This is a genomic window from Streptomyces sp. NPDC102279, from assembly GCF_044766365.1.
Taxonomy (GTDB): Bacteria; Actinomycetota; Actinomycetes; order Streptomycetales; family Streptomycetaceae; genus Streptomyces.
On record NZ_JBIWLU010000006.1, the window covers coordinates 564,844 to 581,424 of the forward strand.

Here is a 16,581-nt window from a genome sequence, read left to right on the forward strand (position 1 = left end):
CGCGTTCGGTCCTTGAACACAGCGTGCTGCGAGGCCGACTTGACCGCCCGTCAGGCTCCGTGGGTACGGCGCGAAAACTATGACCCGAGGTGACTCGTGTCAATGAAGTGAACAGAAACAGCGGGGAGTCGGACAAGAACCGAAGGAGTGCGGTCAGCCGGACCGCGTCCGGCCCGCTCGGGGCGAGGCAGGCCGGTCGGGCTCCGGGCGCGGAGTCGGCGCCGTCGCGTGCCGCGCGGGCGAGCAGGCCCGCGACGCCGACCGCGAGCATCTCGCGCAGGACCTCGGTGAAGTCGAGGCAAAGGAGGGCCAGTTGGGGATCGGCCTCGTGGCGCCGAGCATCGCGACGGAGGCCGCGAATGCGGCCAGGCCGTTCCGGCGACCTTCACGATGGCGGCGGCAGACGGTCCGGCGTCACGGTCGCCGAGTTCGGGCACGTGTGTGCGCACCAGCCGGGCGAGCACGCCGACGCCGGCGATCGCGGCGTGCTCGTACTCGCACTCGGCGGCGACGACGGGCGAGACGTTCCGTTCGAGGGCGGGCGCCTGCGCGCCGAGCAGGTCGCACAGAACCGGTCGCGCCGCGAGGGACACCGCGCGCACCCCGGTCACCGCGCTCGGCCACGGACGCGCCCCCGTCGACGGCCGCACCGAACTCCCCCGTCACGGAGGGCCGGCGCCCCCACCGCGCGCCACTCCTCGCTACGGGCGCGCCGGAAGGACGCATTCACGGCCCCACCCTACAGACCCTCGGTCTCTCGTTATCAGGCCAACGGTCTGCTACGTTCGAAGGCAGAAAAGACCGCTGGTCTTTTGAATCTGCCGAGGGAGTTCTCATGTACACCGTGCCGGACCGGACCGGGAAGCTCGTCGTGGTCACCGGGGCCAACAGCGGCACCGGCAAGGAGGCCACCCGGCGGCTCGCCGCCGCCGGAGCACACGTGGTCATGGCCGTCCGTACGGTCGCCAAGGGCGAGCAGGCCCGCGCCGAGATCCTCGCCCGCCATCCGCAGGCCCGGCTCGACGTGCGCCGCGTCGATCTCGCCGACCTCGCGACGGTCGAGGAGTTCGCGGACGGTGTCCTGGCCGACGGCATCCCGCTCGACCTGCTGGTGAACAACGCGGGCGTGATGGCGCCGCCGACCCGGATGACCACGGCGGACGGGTTCGAGCTCCAGATGGGCAGCAACTTCCTCGGCCCGTTCGCGCTCACCGTGCGACTGCTGCCGGCCCTGCTCGCCTCGGGCGCCCCGCGGGTCGCCACGATGAGCAGCGGCACCGCCGCCTACGGCCGTATCGACTTCTCCGACCTCCAGTGGGAACGCCGCCGCTACAGCGCCAACCTGTCCTACGCCCAGTCGAAACTGGCCGACCTGATCCTGACCCGGCAGCTCGCGGCCGTCGCCGCCGAGCGCGGCTGGAACCTGCTGAGCACCGGCGCCCACCCCGGGTACACCGTCACCAACCTCCAGACGGCGGGCGCGAGCCTCGGGCGGGACAAGCCGAAGCGGTCCCTGCTCAACGCGCTGGACTTCCTGCCCAAGCAGCAGGTCGAACAGGGCACCGAGCCGCTCCTCCACGCGGCCACCAGCCCCGACGCGGCGGCCGGCGGCTACTACGGTCCGGGCGGCCGGTTCGGTCTGGTCGGCCCGACGGCCACGGCCCGCGTCACCCGCCGGGCGCTCGACCCCGCGACCAACGCCCGCCTGTGGGCCGAGGCCGAACGGCTCACCGGGGCCGCCCTGCCGGCGGTCACGGCCGGGTCCGGCCCCGCGGCCTGAGCGACGGCGGGGCCCGGGAACGACCGCGGGCCCCGATCGGGTCGTACTCCCCGATCAGGGCCCGGTGCGGACGATGCGGCTCAGCCGTTGGGACGCAGCGTCCACACGACGGTCATCTCGCCGGTCACGGCGCCGTCGCCGCGCCGGATCGCGATGGCGACCGGGAACTCGGGCCGCTGACCGGCGTCGAGTTCGGCCACCACCTCGGCGGCGGGCCGGCCGAGCGTCGCGGTGGCGGTGACGGGGCCCATCGCGAGCTTCTTGTACGCGATCTCGGCGCTCACGGCGAGCGGCACGGCGCGCGAGAGCTGGTCACCGAAGGCGGCCAGGACGATCGCTCCGCTGGCCGACTCCCCCAGCGTGAACATGGCTCCGGCGTGCGGTCCGCCGACGTGGTTGTGGAAGTCGCCCTGGTCCGGGAGCGCCACGACGGCCTTCTCCGGAGAGGTCTCGACGAACTCGAGGTTCAGGGTCCGGGCCATCGGCACGGTCGCGGCGAGCATCTCGCCGATCGTCATCTGGTCTGCGCTCATACCTCGATGTTACCCATGGGTAGCAAACATTGACCAGCCCGCCGCCCACCACCCGTTCCGGCCGACCGGCCGCATGCGCGAGACAGAGGGAGGTCGCCGCCGGTCGCAAGCCGGGACCAAAGGGGGCAAGTACCGTGGCGGCGCGGCCCTTTCGGGGACCGCCATGGCACTCGGGTCTCCGGCCCCTCTATCGTTACCGGCCATGTGGCCAGGACAGCAGCCGCCCGGGGGCGAGCAGAACCCGCAGGACCAGAACCCGTACCAGCAGCCGGGGTACCAGCAGCCGAATCCCTACCAGCAACCCGGATACCAGCAGCCGGGCCCGCAGCCGGGGCAGCAGCAGCCCGGCCCGTACGGACCGCAGCAGGGCCAGCCGCAGTGGGGGCCTCCGACCGTCCCCCTCGGCGGACCCCGGCCGGCAGGCGGCGGGGGCGGGGGCGGGGGCGGCGGCAACAAGACCAAGATCACCGCGATCGTCGCGGCCTCCGCCGTGGTGATCGCCGCCGGAGTCACCGCGTTCCTCGTCCTGGGCAGCGGGGACAAGGACGACAACGCGGGCGGTGACGCGTCCAAGTCGCCCAAGGCGTCCGCCTCGACGTCGCCTAGCGCGAGCGTCAGCGGGAGCGACGACGACCCGCGCGGCGGCGACGAGGAGAAGGCGACGGTCGCCGGCTGGAAGGTCGTGGTGAACCCGAAGTGGGGCACCGCCTTCGACGTTCCGGCGGACTGGAAGGTCGAGACGCCCGGCACCTTCATCGGCTTCGAGGACGACAAGAAGGGCGACGGCTCCGCCCTCATCGGCATGTCCGCGCCCGCGTTCCTCAAGGAGAAGTGGTGCACGTCCGACGACGACAAGGACGGTCACGACAGTGACACGTCGCTGGCCGCGACGGGCACCAAGGGCCAGAGCGGCGCCAAGAACACGGCCGACGTGGCGCGCAACGACTCCGCGTGGTGGGTCTTCGGCGGGTACACCGACCAGAAGGACGCCTCGAAGAAGCTGCTGAAGATCGGCAAGCCCGAGACGTACACCACGGCGTCGGGCATCAAGGGCAGTGTCGCGACGACGTACTCCACGGCTGTCCCCGAGAAGGGGAAGTGCGACACGAAGGGCAAGGCGACCACGTTCGCCTTCAAGAACTCGGCGGGCGACTTCGTGGCGTGGACCTTCTACGGCGCCAAGGGCGTCAAGGAGGAGGTCCCCGACGCGACCGTGCGGAGGATCCTCAGCACGGTGCGGTTGCACGGCACCCCGACCGACTCCTGAGGGCCGGGATCCGTCCCGGCGGGGCGTTTGCTCGACGCGGGTGCAATCGGTTTGGCAAGTCGAGCGCCGGGCGGCGATAGTCTCGGGGTGACCTCAGCCGCCGCCCTCCCCCGCCGCACCCGACGCCCTTCCTGGGCGGGACGGAACTACACCCTGCTGACCGCCGCCGCGGTCGTCACCAACCTGGGCAGCCAGGGCGCGCTCATCGCGGCGGCGTTCGCGGTTCTCGACACCGGTGGCGACGGCGGCGACGTCGGTCTGGTCGCGGCGGCAAGGACGTTGCCGCTGGTCCTGTTCCTGCTCATCGGCGGGGCGATCGCGGACCGGCTGCCGCGGCATCGGGTGATGGTCGCCGCCAACGTCCTCAACTGCGTCTCACAGGGCGCCTTCGCCCTGCTGGTCCTCGGCGGTCACGCGCAGCTGTGGCAGATGATGCTGCTGTCCGCGCTCGGCGGCACCGGACAGGCGTTCTTCGGCCCCGCCGCCGAGGGCATGCTGATGTCCTCGGTCGACGGCGAACAGGCCGGCCGCGCGTTCGCGGTGTTCCGGATGGCGATGCAGGGCGCGGGGCTCGGCGGAGCGGCCCTCGGCGGAGCGCTGGTGGCCGTGATCGGGCCGGGCTGGGTGCTCGCCGTGGACGCGGTGGCGTTCGCCGTCGCCGGCGCGCTGCGCTCGTTCCTGGACGTCGGCCACATACCGCCGCGCGAACCCGGCGGCGGTCTGCTCGCCGATCTCCGCGACGGCTGGCACGAGTTCGCCGGCCGCCCCTGGCTGTGGACGATCGTCGCGCAGTTCTCCGTCGTCGTCGCGGTCGTCGGCGCCGCGGACGCGGTCTACGGTCCGCTGGTCGCCCGGGACAGTCTCGGCGGGCCGGGGCCCTGGGGGCTGGCCCTCGGCGCGTTCGGCGCCGGAACCGTCGGCGGCGCCCTCCTCATGACCCGTTGGAAGCCGCGGCGGCTGCTGTTCGCCGGCACCCTGTGCGTCTTCCCGCTCGCGGCGCCCGCCGCCGCGCTCGCGGTTCCCGTCCCGGTGGGTCCCCTGTACGCGGTGATGTTCGTCAGCGGTCTGGCGATAGAGGTGTTCGGTGTCTCGTGGATGACCGCGCTGCACCAGGAGATCCCTGAGGACAAGCTCTCCCGGGTGTCGGCGTACGACTGGTTCGGCTCGGTCGCGATGGTCCCGCTGGCCACCGCGCTCGCGGGCCCCGCCGAGCAGGCCTTCGGCCGCACGTCCGCGCTGTGGGGCTGCTCCGTGCTGGTCGTGGTGGTCACGGCGGCGGTGCTGTGCGTGCCGGACGTACGGAACCTGACGCGCCGGACCAGGCAGGTGGCGCAGCGGACGCCCGTGTCCCCCGCCGACGGTGTCCCGCTGCTCGGTGCTGAGGGCGCCCAGCTGTCCGGCGGAACGCTCGCGTCAGCCGATGCCGAAGGATCCGCCGGGCGGCTCGGGTGACGGGACCGCGTCCTCGTCCCCGACGGGCGCCGCTCCGGCGACGAAGCGCCTGAGCGCGGCGCCGTGTTCGACGCGCGCCGGGAAGGCGTCGGCGGCGGTACGACGGGCCAGGGCCGCCGTGTCGAGGGGACGGTGGGAGGCCACGAGCACGGCGTTCCCGAACCTGCGCCCGCGCAGCACCCCGGGTTCGGCGATCAGGGCGAGTTCCTCGAACACCGTCGAGAACGTGGCGAGTTGGGATCGGAGGAAGGCGAAGGGCGCCGCGTCCGCGAGGTTGGCGAGGTAGACGCCGTCCGGGCGCAGGGCCCGTTCGGCGGCGTGCGCGTACGCGGTGGACGTCAGATGGGCCGGGATGCGCGAGCCGCCGAAGACGTCGGCGATCAGGATGTCCACGGCGCCGGGGGCCGCGGCTTCGAGCCAGTGCCGGGCGTCGGCGCCGTGCAGGGTGACACCCGTGCCGGACGGCAGCGGCAGGTGCTCGCCGATCAGGGCGAGCAGGCCCAGGTCCGCCTCCACCACGTCCTGCCGTGAACCGGGCCGGGTGGCCGCGACGTACCGGGGCAGGGTGAGCGCCCCGCCGCCGAGGTGCAGGACGTCCAGTGCCCGTCCCGGCTCGGCCACCGTGTCCAGAACGTGCCCGAGGCGACGCGTGTACTCGAACTCCAGGTGCGTCGGCTCGTCGAGGTCCACGTACGACTGGGGTGCGCCGTCCACGGTCAGCAGCCACGCCCGCTTCCGGTCCACGTCGGGCATCAGCTTCGCGGTCCCGTGATCCACGGCCCGCGTCACGGGTATCGGCTCGTCCACGGCTCCATTGTGCGGCCTGCCGCCGGCCGCGCCGCCCGGGGGAAGCCCGGCGCCCCGTCCGGGCGCGGCCGGTCCCCGCATGTGCGGGCGGGCACCCGTGTCGCCACCCCTGTGGGGCGACGACACGGGTGGAGAACCGTGGCCCGGCCGAGCCGGTCAGCCGATCGACGTCACCGTCCCGGCGCCGACCGTCCGGCCGCCCTCGCGGATCGCGAAACCGAGCCCCGGCTCCAGCGGGACGTCGCGCCCGAGCTCGACCGTCATGGTGACGGTGTCACCGGGCCGGGCCACGGCCCGCTCGCCGAGGTCGACGTCGCCGACCACGTCCGCGGTGCGGATGTAGAACTGCGGCCGGTACCCCGTGGCGACAGCTGTCGTACGGCCGCCTTCGCGGGCCGACAGGACGTACACCTGCGCCGTGAAGCGACGGCTCGGGACGACACTGCCGGGCGCGGCGGCGATGTGCCCGCGGCGGACCGCGTCGCGGGGCACCCCGCGCAGCAGCAGCGCCACGTTGTCACCGGCCTGCGCCTCCTCCATGGGCTTGCCGAAGGTCTCCAGGCCGGTGACGACCGTGTCGACGCCGGCGCCGAGCACCTCGACGCGGTCACCGACGCGGACCGTGCCGCGCTCCACGGCACCGGTGACGACCGTTCCGCGTCCGGTGATGGTGAGCACGTTCTCGACGGGCATGAGGAACGGCGCGTCGAGATAGCGCTCGGGCATCGGCACGTAGGTGTCCACCGCGTCGAGCAGCGCGTCGATCGCCGCGGTCCAACGCGGGTCGCCCTCAAGGGCCTTGAGGCCGGACACCCGTACGACGGGTACCGCGTCGCCGCCGTACCCCTGCGCGGAGAGCAGCTCGCGGACCTCCAGCTCCACGAGGTCGGTGAGCTCCTCGTCACCGGCGTCGGCCTTGTTGAGGGCCACGACGATGTGGTCGACGCCCACCTGCCGGGCGAGCAGCACGTGTTCGGCGGTCTGCGGCATGATCCCGTCGAGCGCGGACACGACGAGGATCGCCCCGTCGAGCTGGGCCGCGCCCGTGACCATGTTCTTGACGTAGTCGGCGTGGCCCGGCATGTCCACGTGCGCGTAGTGCCGGGTGTCGGTCTCGTACTCGACGTGCGCGATGTTGATGGTGATGCCGCGGGCGGCCTCCTCCGGGGCCCGGTCGATGCGGTCGAACGGAACGTATCGGGTGGAGCCGCCGGAGCCGCGCTCGGCGAGCACCTTGGTGATGGCGGCGGTCAGCGTGGTCTTGCCGTGGTCGACGTGACCCATGGTGCCGATGTTCAGGTGCGGTTTGGTGCGCACGTAAGCCGTCTTGGGCATGGCTGTACCTCGAAGCCTCTTCAGTGTCAGCGGAGCTGAGTGATGGCCCCGGCGTGAACGGGCCGGAGCGGGGACCCCCAGGAGTTGCCGACCCTCCCCCTGCGGGGTCCGCCGGACGATCCGGGAAGGGTCAGCTTCGGGCGCCGTCGACGGCTGCCGCGATGAACGGGACGGCAGCCTTCGGCGCATCCGCGACTGCGGATGCTGCGAGGAGGAAGGCGTACCGGAACATGAGGAAATACTCATCCATGCGTCGTCGCACGTCGAATGGTTTTCCGTCCCCCCGCCGCGGCGTCGTAGCGCGAACGGAGCTTCAGGAGGCGGGGGTTCACGGGGAGGCCGTCCGTGCGTCAGGGGCCGATGTTCTTGAGGGCTTCGCGCACGGAGAGCGGGGCGAGCCTTTCGCGCTCCGCGGCCACGAAGTCACGTACCGCCTGCGGGTTCGTCTTGGCGTACTCGCGCAGACACCACCCGATCGCCTTCCGGATGAAGAAATCCGTGTCCCCGGACCGGCGGACGCAGTACGCGAACAGCCGCTCGACGTCGGTGGCCTCCTTGTGTCGGAGTTGATGGAGCAGCGCTGTCCGGGCGACCCACAGATCGTCGTCCTCGATCCAGGCGTCCATCGCGGACCGCAGCGCGGGGTCGGCGGCCACGAGCCCGCCCACGACGTGCGCGGCGAGCGCGTCGACCGTGTCCCACCAGGAGACGGTGGCGACGAGGTGCCGGGCCACCGGCAGGAAGTCCGGGGACAGACGCGTCACATGACGGCGCAGGTAGTCGACGGCGAAGTACTGGTATTCGCGTTCCGGCAGCTCCCAGCAGCGCAGCGCGAGCGCGGTGCAGTCCCTCTCCTCGGGGCGGCCGGTGTCCAGGAGCACCGTCCGCGAGAGGGCGCGGCGCTCGGGAGTGGTCAGTCCGAGGAAGGGGGCGATGTCCTTCATGTACGCGCCCGTCGACGCGGCACGCTCCGGATCCGCGGCGGCCGGGTAGACGGCCGTGAGCCGTTCCATCAAAGTGTCCGCGAGCGTGCTGTCCGGCACCTCGAACGGAGTATCTGACGTTCCGGAAGCTGTGACGCCCATGAGACGAACCATACGGCGATCACACACATCCGTCGGTTAGTGTCACCGGATGCTCGATGCCACCAACCGCTCTGGGGGCACCGCCACGGTCACTCCCCAGGCCACCGCAGGCAAGCTCGGCGTCACCACCGATCTGGTCGTCGCCGCTGAGCTCGTCGGCGCCGCGCCCGCCGCCCTCGACACCGCACGCACCGGCCCTGCCGCCCGGTGTCTGAGAGTGCTCCTCTCTCCCTGGTCACGCCTGTCCCTGCTGCTCGTCCTGCTCGCCGGCGCCGCGTCGAGCGTGCTGCTCTTCGAACCGCAGCGCCTGCTCGCGGACGGCTGGCCGCCCCAGCTCGGCGGCGCCGCGGCAGCCCTGGCGTTCGCCGTCGCGTACGGACTGTGCACCGTCGCGTTCGTGCCCCGCCCGCTGCTCAACCTGGCGGGCGGCGCCCTGTTCGGCTCCCAACTGGGTCTCGGTACGGCACTGGCGGGCACCGTGCTCGGCGCGGGTGTCGCCTTCGGGCTGGGCCGGATCCTCGGGCAGGACGCGCTGCGCCCGCTGCTGCGGGCCCGCTGGCTCAAGGCGGCGGACGGACAGCTCAGCGAGCACGGGTTCCGCTCGATGATGGTGGCCCGGCTCTTCCCGGGCGTGCCGTTCTGGGCCGCCAACTACTGCGCCGCCGTCTCCCGCATGGGATGGCTGCCCTTCCTTCTCGCGACGGCGCTCGGCTCGATCCCGAACACCGCCGCGTACGCGGTCGCCGGCGCCCGCGCGTCGGCTCCGACCTCTCCGGCCTTCCTCATCGCGATGGGGTTCATCGCGGTTCCGGCCCTGGTCGGCGCGGTGGTGGCCTGGCGCAAGCGTCACCATCTGCGCGGGACGGCACCCTAGGGCCGGACGGCTTCCAGGATCATCGCGTTGGCCAGGCCGCCGGCCTCGCACATCGTCTGCAGCGCGTAGCGGGCTCCGCGGGCGCGCATGGCGTGGACGAGGGTCGTGGTGAGCCGGGTGCCGCTCGCGCCGAGCGGGTGGCCGATCGCGATCGCTCCGCCGTGCACGTTGACCTTGGACAGGTCGGCGCCCGTCTCCTGCTGCCAGGCGAGGACGACGGCCGCGAAGGCCTCGTTCACCTCGAAGAGGTCGATGTCGCCGAGGTCGAGGCCCGCCCTGCGCAGCACCTTCTCGGTGGCCGGGATCACGCCGGTGAGCATGAGCAGCGGATCGGAGCCGGTGACGGCGAAGCTGTGCAGACGGGCGAGGGGCCGCAGGCCCAGGCGGTCGGCGGTCTCGCCGGACATGATGAGCACGGCCGAGGCGCCGTCGTTGATCGGGCTCGCGTTGCCCGCCGTGACCGACCAGTCGATCTGCGGGAAACGGTCGCCGAATCCGGCGTCGTAGTAGGCGGGCTTCAGACCGGCGAGCGTCTCGGGTGTACTGCCCGGCCGGACGCTCTCGTCACGGGTGACGCCTTCCAGAGGTGCGACCTCGGCGTCGAAGAGACCGCTGTCCCACGCTTCGGCCGCCTTGTGGTGCGAGCCGACGGCGTAGGCGTCCATGCGCTCGCGGGTGATGCCCCACTTGGCGGCGATGAGTTCGGCGCTGATGCCCTGCGGCACCAGCCCCTCGGGATAGCGCTCGGCCACCCCGGGTCCGAACGGGTCCTTGCCCGCGGGCACGTTCGACCACATCGGAACCCGGCTCATCGACTCCACGCCGCAGGCCACGACGATGTCGTACGCCCCTGACATGACGCCCTGGGCGGCGAAGTGGACGGCCTGCTGGGACGAACCGCACTGACGGTCCACGGTCGTCGCGGGCACGCTCTCCGGGAAGCCCGCGGAGAGCACGGCGTACCGGGTGGTGTTCATGGCCTGCTCGCCGACCTGGTCGACCGTGCCGCCGACGACGTCGTCGATCAGCGCCGGGTCGATCCCGGTGCGCTCGACCAGCGTGCGGAGGGTGTGGGCGAGGAGTTCGACGGGGTGGACGTGGGCGAGCGAGCCGTTCGGCTTGCCCTTGCCCACGGGGGTGCGTACGGCTTCGACGATCACGGCGTCACGCATGGGATGCCTCTCTCAGGTCTCTGAGGTCGGGTACCGGCGTCCGAGCGGGTCCGGCTCCCCCACTCGGTGCACCGCGCCGGGTGCGCCGACGACGCGTCCGGACCGAGTGCGTTTGATTTCCCAACCCACTAAGTGACCCAAGAGTAACCGAGTGAGTTGGAACATCCAACCCTCCCCGTAGACTGAAGCCATGAAGGACGCGCGCCCCTGTTCCATCGCCGCCACCCTCGCCCTCGTCGGCGAGAAGTACTCACTGCTGGTCCTGCGCGAGGTGTCGCTCGGCGCCACCCGCTTCGACCAGCTCGTCCGCAACACCGGCGCCCCGCGCGACGTGCTGACCACCCGGCTGAAGCGCCTCGTCGACGTGGGCGTCCTGGAGAAGGTGCAGTACAGCGAGCGGCCCAGGCGTTACGAGTACCGGGCGACGGCCGCCGGGCTGGAGCTGGAACCTGTCCTGCTGACCCTCATGGCGTGGGGCGACCGGCACCTCCAGGAGGACGGCGCGCGGCCCATGGTGCTGGAGCACGACTGCGGTCACGAGCTGGTCCCCCAGGTGGTCTGCCGGGAATGCGGCCGGCAGGTCGACCACGACACCCTGACGCCCCACCCCCAGAGCCCGGGGTGGACGGTGACGGGACCGGTGGTGGCGTAACGCGCGACGGACCTGGCCTCACCGGCGAGCCGGGCGTGAGGGGCCGGTGAAACCCCTGTGGCGGGACGATCGGGCGCGGACGCTACGCTGCCCTCAACACCCGTGATCACCTCGCACCGCGATACGGCGTGCCCGTCGCCCTCCCTCGATCAGCGCTTGGACCACGTAACTTCATGTCTTGGTTTGAATCCCTCATCCTCGGACTCGTCCAGGGGCTGACCGAATTCCTTCCCGTCTCCTCCAGCGCGCATCTGCGGCTCACCGCCGCGTTCGCGGGCTGGGAGGACCCCGGTGCGGCCTTCACGGCGATCACGCAACTGGGCACCGAGGCGGCCGTGCTGATCTACTTCCGCAAGGACGTGGGACGCATTCTGTCGGCGTGGTTCCGCTCGCTCACCAACAAGGCGATGCGCCGCGACCACGACGCCCAGATGGGCTGGCTGGTGATCGTCGGCTCGATCCCGATCGGGGTGCTCGGCATCACCCTCAAGGACCAGATCGAGGGGCCGTTCCGCGATCTGCGCGTCACCGCGACCATGTTGATCGTGGTCGGCATCGTCATAGGCGTCGCCGACCGGCTCGCGGCCCGCGACGAGACGGGCGGCAGGCACCGGGCGGCCAAGCAGCGCAAGTCACTCGAGGACCTGAACACCAAGGACGGCCTCATCTACGGCCTCTGCCAGGCGATGGCCCTGATCCCCGGCGTCTCCCGCTCGGGCGCGACGATCAGCGGCGGCCTGTTCATGGGCTACACCCGTGCGGCTGCGGCCCGTTACTCCTTCCTCCTCGCCATGCCGGCCGTCCTGGCCTCAGGCACCTTCGAGCTGAAGGACGCGGCGGAGGAGGGCCATGTGGCCTGGGGTCCCACGATGTTCGCGACGGTCATCGCCTTCGCCGTCGGATACGCGGTCATCGCCTGGTTCATGAAGTTCATCTCGCACAAGAGCTTCATGCCCTTCGTCTGGTACCGGATCGCCCTCGGCATCGTCATCATCGCCCTGGTCACGATGGGCACCCTGAGCCCGCACGCGGCGGAGTCGGCGGGCTGATCCCCCGCCCGGCCCGGTGGACGGAGCGAGGGACCAGGTCAACCGGCGTCTCGCCAAGGGAAGTTCGTCGACCGGCGTGATGTCGTTCCGTTTCGTCGTGACGAAGCGCATACGGGTTGCGTAGCCGTCCGGTAGCGCAGTGTCAGTCCTTGCCCCTAGGCTGGTGCGCATGTCCCCCGACTTCGATCCGTCTGGTTCCGTGCGTTCGGCCGCCGCGTTAAACGAACAGATCCGTGCCCTGTGGACGCGGGCGGGCGGATCCCTGTCCGCGCAGGAGCGGGCCGAGTACGAGCTGTTGGTCGTGCGGTGGGCCGAGGCGATCCGCGGGGAGATCATCGAGGCGGCCTGAGGCCGACCGCCGCGAGCCCGTGGCTCTGCCGCGGCCTCAGCGCCCGCCGGACACCCGCAGCACCGCTCCCGTCGCGTACGACGCGTCGGGGGACATCAACCACGCGACGGCGGCGGCGATCTCCTGCGCCCGGCCGGCCCGGCCCAGCGGAATCGACGCGGCGGCCCGCTCGGCACGGTCGGGGGCGCCCATGGCCGCGTGCATCCCGGTGTCGATCATTCCGGGCGCGACCGCGTTGACGCGGATGCCGTCGGCACCGAGTTCCTTGGCGAGTCCCGTGGTCAGCGCGTCGACGGCCGCCTTGCTCGCCGCGTAGTGCACGAACTCGCCGGGACTCCCGAGGGTGGCCGCGGCCGAGGACACGTTGACGATGACACCGCCGCCCAGGGCCGCCATCGAGCGGGCGGCGCGGCGCGAACACAGCAGCGTGCCCAGCACGTTGACCTCCAGCACGCGCCGCAGGTCGGTGGGATCGGCGTCCGCGAGGCGGCCGAGCGGTCCGGTCACCCCGGCGTTGTTCACCAGTCCCGTCACCTGTCCGAGGCGGTCCTCGGCCGTGGCGAACAGCCGCTCCACGTCGGCCTCGTCGGAGGTGTCCATCCGCACCGTGACGCACCTCGCACCGGTCTCGCGAACGGCGGACTCGGTCCGCTCGGCCGCATCGGCGTCGCTGACGTAGCCGACGGCCACGTCGTGCCCGTCGGTCGCGAGCCGGACACAGGTCGCGGCCCCGATGCCCCGGCTGCCACCCGTGACGATCGTGACAGGACGTGCCATGACAACCTCCCAGCGCGGCCGACCGCGTCACCCGGGTCCGCGGTCGGAAGTGGATCACCCACGATCGCAGATCCGTTGCGACGACGCGTCACCGGCTGCGGTCCGTGGTCCGCGCCCGGCGTCCACGGTCCGCGACACCCGTGGGCGAAAACGGAACCCGATGCGGCCGGGCACCGAATAACCCCGCCGACCCCCTTGGCGTGGCTGTCCCGGTGGCCAACACTGAGCCGATGACGCAGCGCGTGGAACTCGCTACCGTGATGGACCGGTTGGCCGTGGACGGACTCGTGACCGAGTACGCGGTGGCGGTGGACGACGGCGACTGGGACGCCTACCGAAGGCTGTTCACGAAGGACGGACGCGCCGACTACCGCACGGCCGGCGGCATCGAGGGCGACGCCGGCGCGGTCGCGGAGTGGCTCGCAGGGAGCCTGGAGCTGTTCTCGATGCGCCAGCACCTGATCGTCAACCGGCGCGTGCGCTTCGAGCTCCTGGACCAGAACGCGGGCGACACCGGCCTGCTCCAGGCGGACTACATCAACCCGATGAGGCTGGCCGGCCAGGACGGAGCGTCCACCGCCCCCGACTTCGTGTGCGGCGGACGCTACTCCTTCGGCCTGCTCCGAACGGACGACGGCTGGCGACTGCGTCAGGTCGTCGTCGAGGAGAAGTGGCGCCGGATGCCGCAACCCCGGCACGCCCCCGCGACGACCTGACCGACCACCGCCCCCCCGACCCCGGCGCCTGCGCCCCCGCGCCGGTGGCCTGCGCGCCACCGGCCCTAGCCCGCTCCTCCTCCCCGCCAACGTGTCAGGTGTCACGACCTGGGTCGCTGTCCCCGGTGCGCGCCCCGCCTCACGCTCCGTGCCCCCTGTCGTAGATCGCCGGGGACACGCACACTGGAGGGACCACCGGGGAGGGAGGCACGTTGTGACGAGGCCCGATCGCCCGCTCGGCCGATGGCTCGTCTCCCCCTGGAGGCGGAACGCCGTGGCGGCGCTGGCCGGCGCGCTGCCCATGTTCGCCTTCCCGGCCCCGTCCTGGTGGTGGTTCGCGTACGTCGCGCTGGTGCCCTGGATCCTGCTGGCCCGCGCGGCGCCCACAGACAGGCGTGCCGCGTACGACGGCTGGCTCGGCGGGCTCGGTTTCATGCTGGCCGTGCACCACTGGCTGCTGCCGAGCCTGCACGTCTTCACGGTCCTCATAGCGGCTCTGCTCGGCGCGCTGTGGGCCCCTTGGGCCTGGCTCGTACGCCGGTTCCTGGCGGGAGTGCCCTCACCGGCCCGGGTCGGCGCCGCCCTCCTCGTCCTGCCCTCGGGCTGGCTGGCGATCGAACTCGTCCGCTCCTGGCAGGGGCTGGGCGGCCCCTGGGGTCTGCTCGGTTCGAGTCAGTGGCAGGTCGAACCAGCGCTGCGGCTGGCCTCGGTCGGCGGGGTGTGGCTGCTCAGCTTCCTGCTCGTCGCGGTCAACGTCGCGGTCGCCGTCCTGGTCGCGGTGCGCGAGTCCCGGGTGCCCGCCGTGGCCGGACTGGTCGCGACGGCAGCCGTGACCTCGGCGGCCTGGGTGTGGTCGCCGCGCCCGGACGTCGACGGCCGCATACGGATCGCCGTCGTGCAGCCCGGCGTCGTGGACGGCCGCGCCAGTGGTGACAAGCGGTTCGACCGGGAGGAGGTCCTCACCCGGCAACTCGCGGGCCGGGGGGCCGACCTGGTCGTCTGGGGCGAGAGCAGCGTCGGGTTCGACCTCGCCGGCCGGCCCGATCTGGCGAACCGCATCGCGGCACTGTCGCGCGAGGTGGGCGCCGACATCCTGGTGAACGTCGACGCGCGCCGCTCGGACCGACCCGGGATCTACAAGAGTTCGGTGCTGGTCGGTCCGCACGGCCCGACCGGCGACCGCTACGACAAGATGCGGCTGGTCCCCTTCGGCGAGTACGTGCCGGCGCGTTCCCTGCTGGGCTGGGCCACCTCCGTCGGCAAAGCGGCCGGCGAGGACCGGATGCGGGGCACCGAGCAGGTGGTGATGGACGTCGGGCACGGCCTGAGCATCGGTCCGATGGTCTGCTTCGAGTCCGCGTTCCCCGACATGAGCCGCCATCTCGCCGAGGACGGAGCCGAGGTGCTGCTCGCCCAGTCCTCGACGTCGAGCTTCCAGCACAGCTGGGCACCCGAGCAGCATGCCTCGCTCGCCGCGCTGCGAGCCGCCGAGACCGGCCGCCCCATGGTTCACGCCACACTCACCGGAGTCTCGGCGGTCTACGGCCCGAGCGGCGAGCGGATCGGCTCCTGGCTCGGCACGGACGCGAGCGAGGCCATGGTGTACGAGGTGCCGCTGGCCACCGGCGTCACCCCGTACGTCCGCTTCGGGGACTGGCCCGTGCACGGTGCCCTGCTCGTGCTGGCGGCGCTGTGCCTGACGGAGGGTGCCCGTGCGCTCAGAGTGCGGCGGAGCGCTCCTGAACCGCCAGGACCACCCGCTCGCACAGCTCATGAGTCGCCAGCGCGTCCCGGGCGCTGAGCACCTTTCCCGCGCGGACGGCGTCGAGGAACGCCAGGACCACCTGCTCGATGCCCCGCTGACGGGCCACCGGCACCCAGTCCCCGCGCCGCCGGACAGTCGGCTGTCCCTTGTGGTCCACGACCTCGGCGAGGTTGACGACCTGTCGCTTGGTGTCCTGGCCCGACACCTCGAGGATCTCCTCGCTCGAGCCGCTCATCCGGTTCATCACACCGAGCGCGGTGAAACCGTCCCCGGCGAGCTGAAGGACGAGGTGGTGCAGCAGTCCGCCCTCCGTACGGGCGCGGACGGTCACGTCGTCGACCGGGCCGGGCACCAGGAACCGCAGGGTGTCGACGACGTGGATGAAGTCGTCGAGCACCATCGTCCGAGGGGCCTCGGGCAGCCCGGTGCGGTTCTTCTGCATCAGGATCAGCTCGCGCGGGTGCTCGACGCACTGCGCGTATCCGGGTGCCTGACGCCGGTTGAACCCGACGGCGAGGCTGACGTTCCGCTCCTCCGCGAGCCGCACCAGCCGCTCGGAGTCGGCCAGTTCGTAGGCGAGCGGCTTGTCGACGTACGTCGGGACGCCCGCCTCCAGCAGGCGCGTGACGATCTCCGGGTGGGCGACCGTGGCAGCGTGCACGAACGCCGCGTCGAGGTCCTGCGACAGGAGGTCGTCCAGGTCGGTGTGGCGCTGCGCCGTCGGCAGGTGAAGGGTGTCGGCGACCCGGGTGAGTGTCTCGGGGTTCCGCGTCTGGAGGTGCAGTTCGATCCCCGGCTGCACGCCGAGCACGGGCAGATACGCCTTCTGCGCGATGTCGCCGAGTCCGATGCAGCCGACCTTCACAGCGATCTCCTTCGTTCGTCCGAGCCTGTCCGCGGGCACGTGTCCCGGCGCGCCTGTCCGAGGGCGGGGGCCCGAGCCCGTGCTCCGTCGGAAGCATACGGCC

At 72.0% G+C, this 16,581-nt stretch carries 17 protein-coding genes; 9 read left to right on the forward strand and 8 right to left on the reverse strand.

The features are described 5' to 3' along the window. Positions 1 to 77 precede the first annotated feature (77 nt). Positions 78 to 650 (reverse strand): hypothetical protein, encoded by a 573-nt coding sequence (locus ACIRQH_RS18180; protein WP_388873782.1) that lies wholly within the window; start codon positions 648 to 650, stop codon positions 78 to 80. A gap of 185 nt (positions 651 to 835) precedes the next feature. Here ACIRQH_RS18180 and ACIRQH_RS18185 point away from each other — a divergent pair, with 185 nt between their 5' ends. After that, positions 836 to 1,780, forward strand: coding sequence for an SDR family oxidoreductase (locus ACIRQH_RS18185; protein ID WP_388873785.1), 945 nt, complete (start codon positions 836 to 838; stop codon positions 1,778 to 1,780). 80 nt (positions 1,781 to 1,860) lie between these two features. Here the strand turns inward: ACIRQH_RS18185 and ACIRQH_RS18190 are convergent, their stop codons facing one another. Then, positions 1,861 to 2,298 carry a DUF4442 domain-containing protein gene (locus ACIRQH_RS18190; RefSeq protein ID WP_358819215.1) on the reverse strand — a complete coding sequence of 146 codons (438 nt, stop codon included), beginning with the start codon at positions 2,296 to 2,298 and terminating at the stop codon, positions 1,861 to 1,863. Positions 2,299 to 2,515: 217 nt separating this feature from the next. Between ACIRQH_RS18190 and ACIRQH_RS18195 the strand changes: the two genes are divergently transcribed. Then, a complete protein-coding gene (locus tag ACIRQH_RS18195) occupies positions 2,516 to 3,580 on the forward strand; it encodes a hypothetical protein (protein WP_404226558.1) in 1,065 nt (354 codons plus the stop codon). 87 nt (positions 3,581 to 3,667) lie between these two features. Beyond that, the gene (locus tag ACIRQH_RS18200) at positions 3,668 to 5,032 is read left to right on the forward strand and encodes an MFS transporter (protein WP_388873791.1); all 1,365 of its coding nucleotides are present in this window, start codon (positions 3,668 to 3,670) and stop codon (positions 5,030 to 5,032) included. On the opposite strand, the gene ACIRQH_RS18205 is transcribed toward ACIRQH_RS18200, so the two are convergent. The 3 genes from ACIRQH_RS18205 to ACIRQH_RS18215 form a co-directional block, all read right to left on the reverse strand. Beyond that, positions 4,994 to 5,839, reverse strand: coding sequence for a spermidine synthase (locus tag ACIRQH_RS18205; protein WP_388873794.1), 846 nt, complete (start codon positions 5,837 to 5,839; stop codon positions 4,994 to 4,996). The genes ACIRQH_RS18200 and ACIRQH_RS18205 overlap by 39 nt on opposite strands. 156 nt (positions 5,840 to 5,995) lie before the next feature. Next, positions 5,996 to 7,174, reverse strand: a complete 1,179-nt coding sequence (tuf, locus tag ACIRQH_RS18210) for an elongation factor Tu (RefSeq protein WP_358819168.1) — start codon at positions 7,172 to 7,174, stop codon at positions 5,996 to 5,998. Between the two features lie 350 nt (positions 7,175 to 7,524). Further along, positions 7,525 to 8,259 carry a DNA alkylation repair protein gene (locus ACIRQH_RS18215; protein ID WP_404226560.1) on the reverse strand — a complete coding sequence of 245 codons (735 nt, stop codon included), beginning with the start codon at positions 8,257 to 8,259 and terminating at the stop codon, positions 7,525 to 7,527. A 49-nt stretch (positions 8,260 to 8,308) separates the two neighbouring features. On the opposite strand from ACIRQH_RS18215, the gene ACIRQH_RS18220 reads away from it, so the two are divergent. Then, positions 8,309 to 9,133 carry a TVP38/TMEM64 family protein gene (locus ACIRQH_RS18220; RefSeq protein ID WP_388874144.1) on the forward strand — a complete coding sequence of 275 codons (825 nt, stop codon included), beginning with the start codon at positions 8,309 to 8,311 and terminating at the stop codon, positions 9,131 to 9,133. Here the strand turns inward: ACIRQH_RS18220 and ACIRQH_RS18225 are convergent. Then, a complete protein-coding gene (locus ACIRQH_RS18225) occupies positions 9,130 to 10,305 on the reverse strand; it encodes a thiolase family protein (RefSeq protein WP_358819171.1) in 1,176 nt (391 codons plus the stop codon). The two genes, ACIRQH_RS18220 and ACIRQH_RS18225, sit on opposite strands and share 4 nt — an antisense overlap. A 190-nt stretch (positions 10,306 to 10,495) precedes the next feature. Here ACIRQH_RS18225 and ACIRQH_RS18230 point away from each other — a divergent pair, with 190 nt between their 5' ends. The 3 genes from ACIRQH_RS18230 (at position 10,496) to ACIRQH_RS18240 (ending at position 12,355) form a co-directional block, all read left to right on the forward strand. Further along, positions 10,496 to 10,957 (forward strand): helix-turn-helix domain-containing protein, encoded by a 462-nt coding sequence (locus ACIRQH_RS18230; RefSeq protein WP_358819172.1) that lies wholly within the window; start codon positions 10,496 to 10,498, stop codon positions 10,955 to 10,957. 173 nt (positions 10,958 to 11,130) lie between these two features. Then, entirely contained in the window at positions 11,131 to 12,006 is an 876-nt protein-coding gene (locus tag ACIRQH_RS18235) for an undecaprenyl-diphosphate phosphatase (protein WP_388874150.1), read from the forward strand. A gap of 169 nt (positions 12,007 to 12,175) precedes the next feature. After that, entirely contained in the window at positions 12,176 to 12,355 is a 180-nt protein-coding gene (locus ACIRQH_RS18240; RefSeq protein WP_358819174.1) for a hypothetical protein, read from the forward strand. A gap of 36 nt (positions 12,356 to 12,391) precedes the next feature. Here the strand turns inward: ACIRQH_RS18240 and ACIRQH_RS18245 are convergent, their stop codons facing one another. Then, the gene (locus ACIRQH_RS18245; RefSeq protein ID WP_404226561.1) at positions 12,392 to 13,132 is read right to left on the reverse strand and encodes an SDR family NAD(P)-dependent oxidoreductase; all 741 of its coding nucleotides are present in this window, start codon (positions 13,130 to 13,132) and stop codon (positions 12,392 to 12,394) included. 230 nt (positions 13,133 to 13,362) lie between these two features. Here ACIRQH_RS18245 and ACIRQH_RS18250 point away from each other — a divergent pair, with 230 nt between their 5' ends. Continuing rightward, entirely contained in the window at positions 13,363 to 13,848 is a 486-nt protein-coding gene (locus ACIRQH_RS18250; protein ID WP_358819176.1) for a nuclear transport factor 2 family protein, read from the forward strand. Between the two features lie 214 nt (positions 13,849 to 14,062). After that, on the forward strand, positions 14,063 to 15,649 hold the full coding sequence (lnt, locus tag ACIRQH_RS18255; RefSeq protein WP_404226562.1) for an apolipoprotein N-acyltransferase: 1,587 nt from the start codon (positions 14,063 to 14,065) through the stop codon (positions 15,647 to 15,649). Here lnt and ACIRQH_RS18260 read toward each other — a convergent pair. Then, positions 15,567 to 16,478 carry a Gfo/Idh/MocA family protein gene (locus ACIRQH_RS18260; protein WP_404226563.1) on the reverse strand — a complete coding sequence of 304 codons (912 nt, stop codon included), beginning with the start codon at positions 16,476 to 16,478 and terminating at the stop codon, positions 15,567 to 15,569. The genes lnt and ACIRQH_RS18260 overlap by 83 nt on opposite strands. Positions 16,479 to 16,581 lie beyond the last annotated feature (103 nt).

What these genes read in the sequence shown, in the direction of transcription:
- tuf (WP_358819168.1), bottom strand. Translation starts at nt 7,174, where the DNA reads ATGCCCAAGACGGCTTACGTGCGCACCAAACCGCACCTGAACATCGGC.
- ACIRQH_RS18235 (WP_388874150.1), top strand. Translation starts at nt 11,131, where the DNA reads ATGTCTTGGTTTGAATCCCTCATCCTCGGACTCGTCCAGGGGCTGACC.
- ACIRQH_RS18225 (WP_358819171.1), bottom strand. Translation starts at nt 10,305, where the DNA reads ATGCGTGACGCCGTGATCGTCGAAGCCGTACGCACCCCCGTGGGCAAG.
- ACIRQH_RS18250 (WP_358819176.1), top strand. Translation starts at nt 13,363, where the DNA reads ATGACGCAGCGCGTGGAACTCGCTACCGTGATGGACCGGTTGGCCGTG.
- ACIRQH_RS18230 (WP_358819172.1), top strand. Translation starts at nt 10,496, where the DNA reads ATGAAGGACGCGCGCCCCTGTTCCATCGCCGCCACCCTCGCCCTCGTC.
- ACIRQH_RS18190 (WP_358819215.1), bottom strand. Translation starts at nt 2,298, where the DNA reads ATGACGATCGGCGAGATGCTCGCCGCGACCGTGCCGATGGCCCGGACC.
- ACIRQH_RS18215 (WP_404226560.1), bottom strand. Translation starts at nt 8,259, where the DNA reads ATGGGCGTCACAGCTTCCGGAACGTCAGATACTCCGTTCGAGGTGCCG.
- ACIRQH_RS18220 (WP_388874144.1), top strand. Translation starts at nt 8,309, where the DNA reads ATGCTCGATGCCACCAACCGCTCTGGGGGCACCGCCACGGTCACTCCC.
- ACIRQH_RS18185 (WP_388873785.1), top strand. Translation starts at nt 836, where the DNA reads ATGTACACCGTGCCGGACCGGACCGGGAAGCTCGTCGTGGTCACCGGG.
- ACIRQH_RS18240 (WP_358819174.1), top strand. Translation starts at nt 12,176, where the DNA reads ATGTCCCCCGACTTCGATCCGTCTGGTTCCGTGCGTTCGGCCGCCGCG.
- ACIRQH_RS18195 (WP_404226558.1), top strand. Translation starts at nt 2,516, where the DNA reads ATGTGGCCAGGACAGCAGCCGCCCGGGGGCGAGCAGAACCCGCAGGAC.
- ACIRQH_RS18245 (WP_404226561.1), bottom strand. Translation starts at nt 13,132, where the DNA reads ATGGCACGTCCTGTCACGATCGTCACGGGTGGCAGCCGGGGCATCGGG.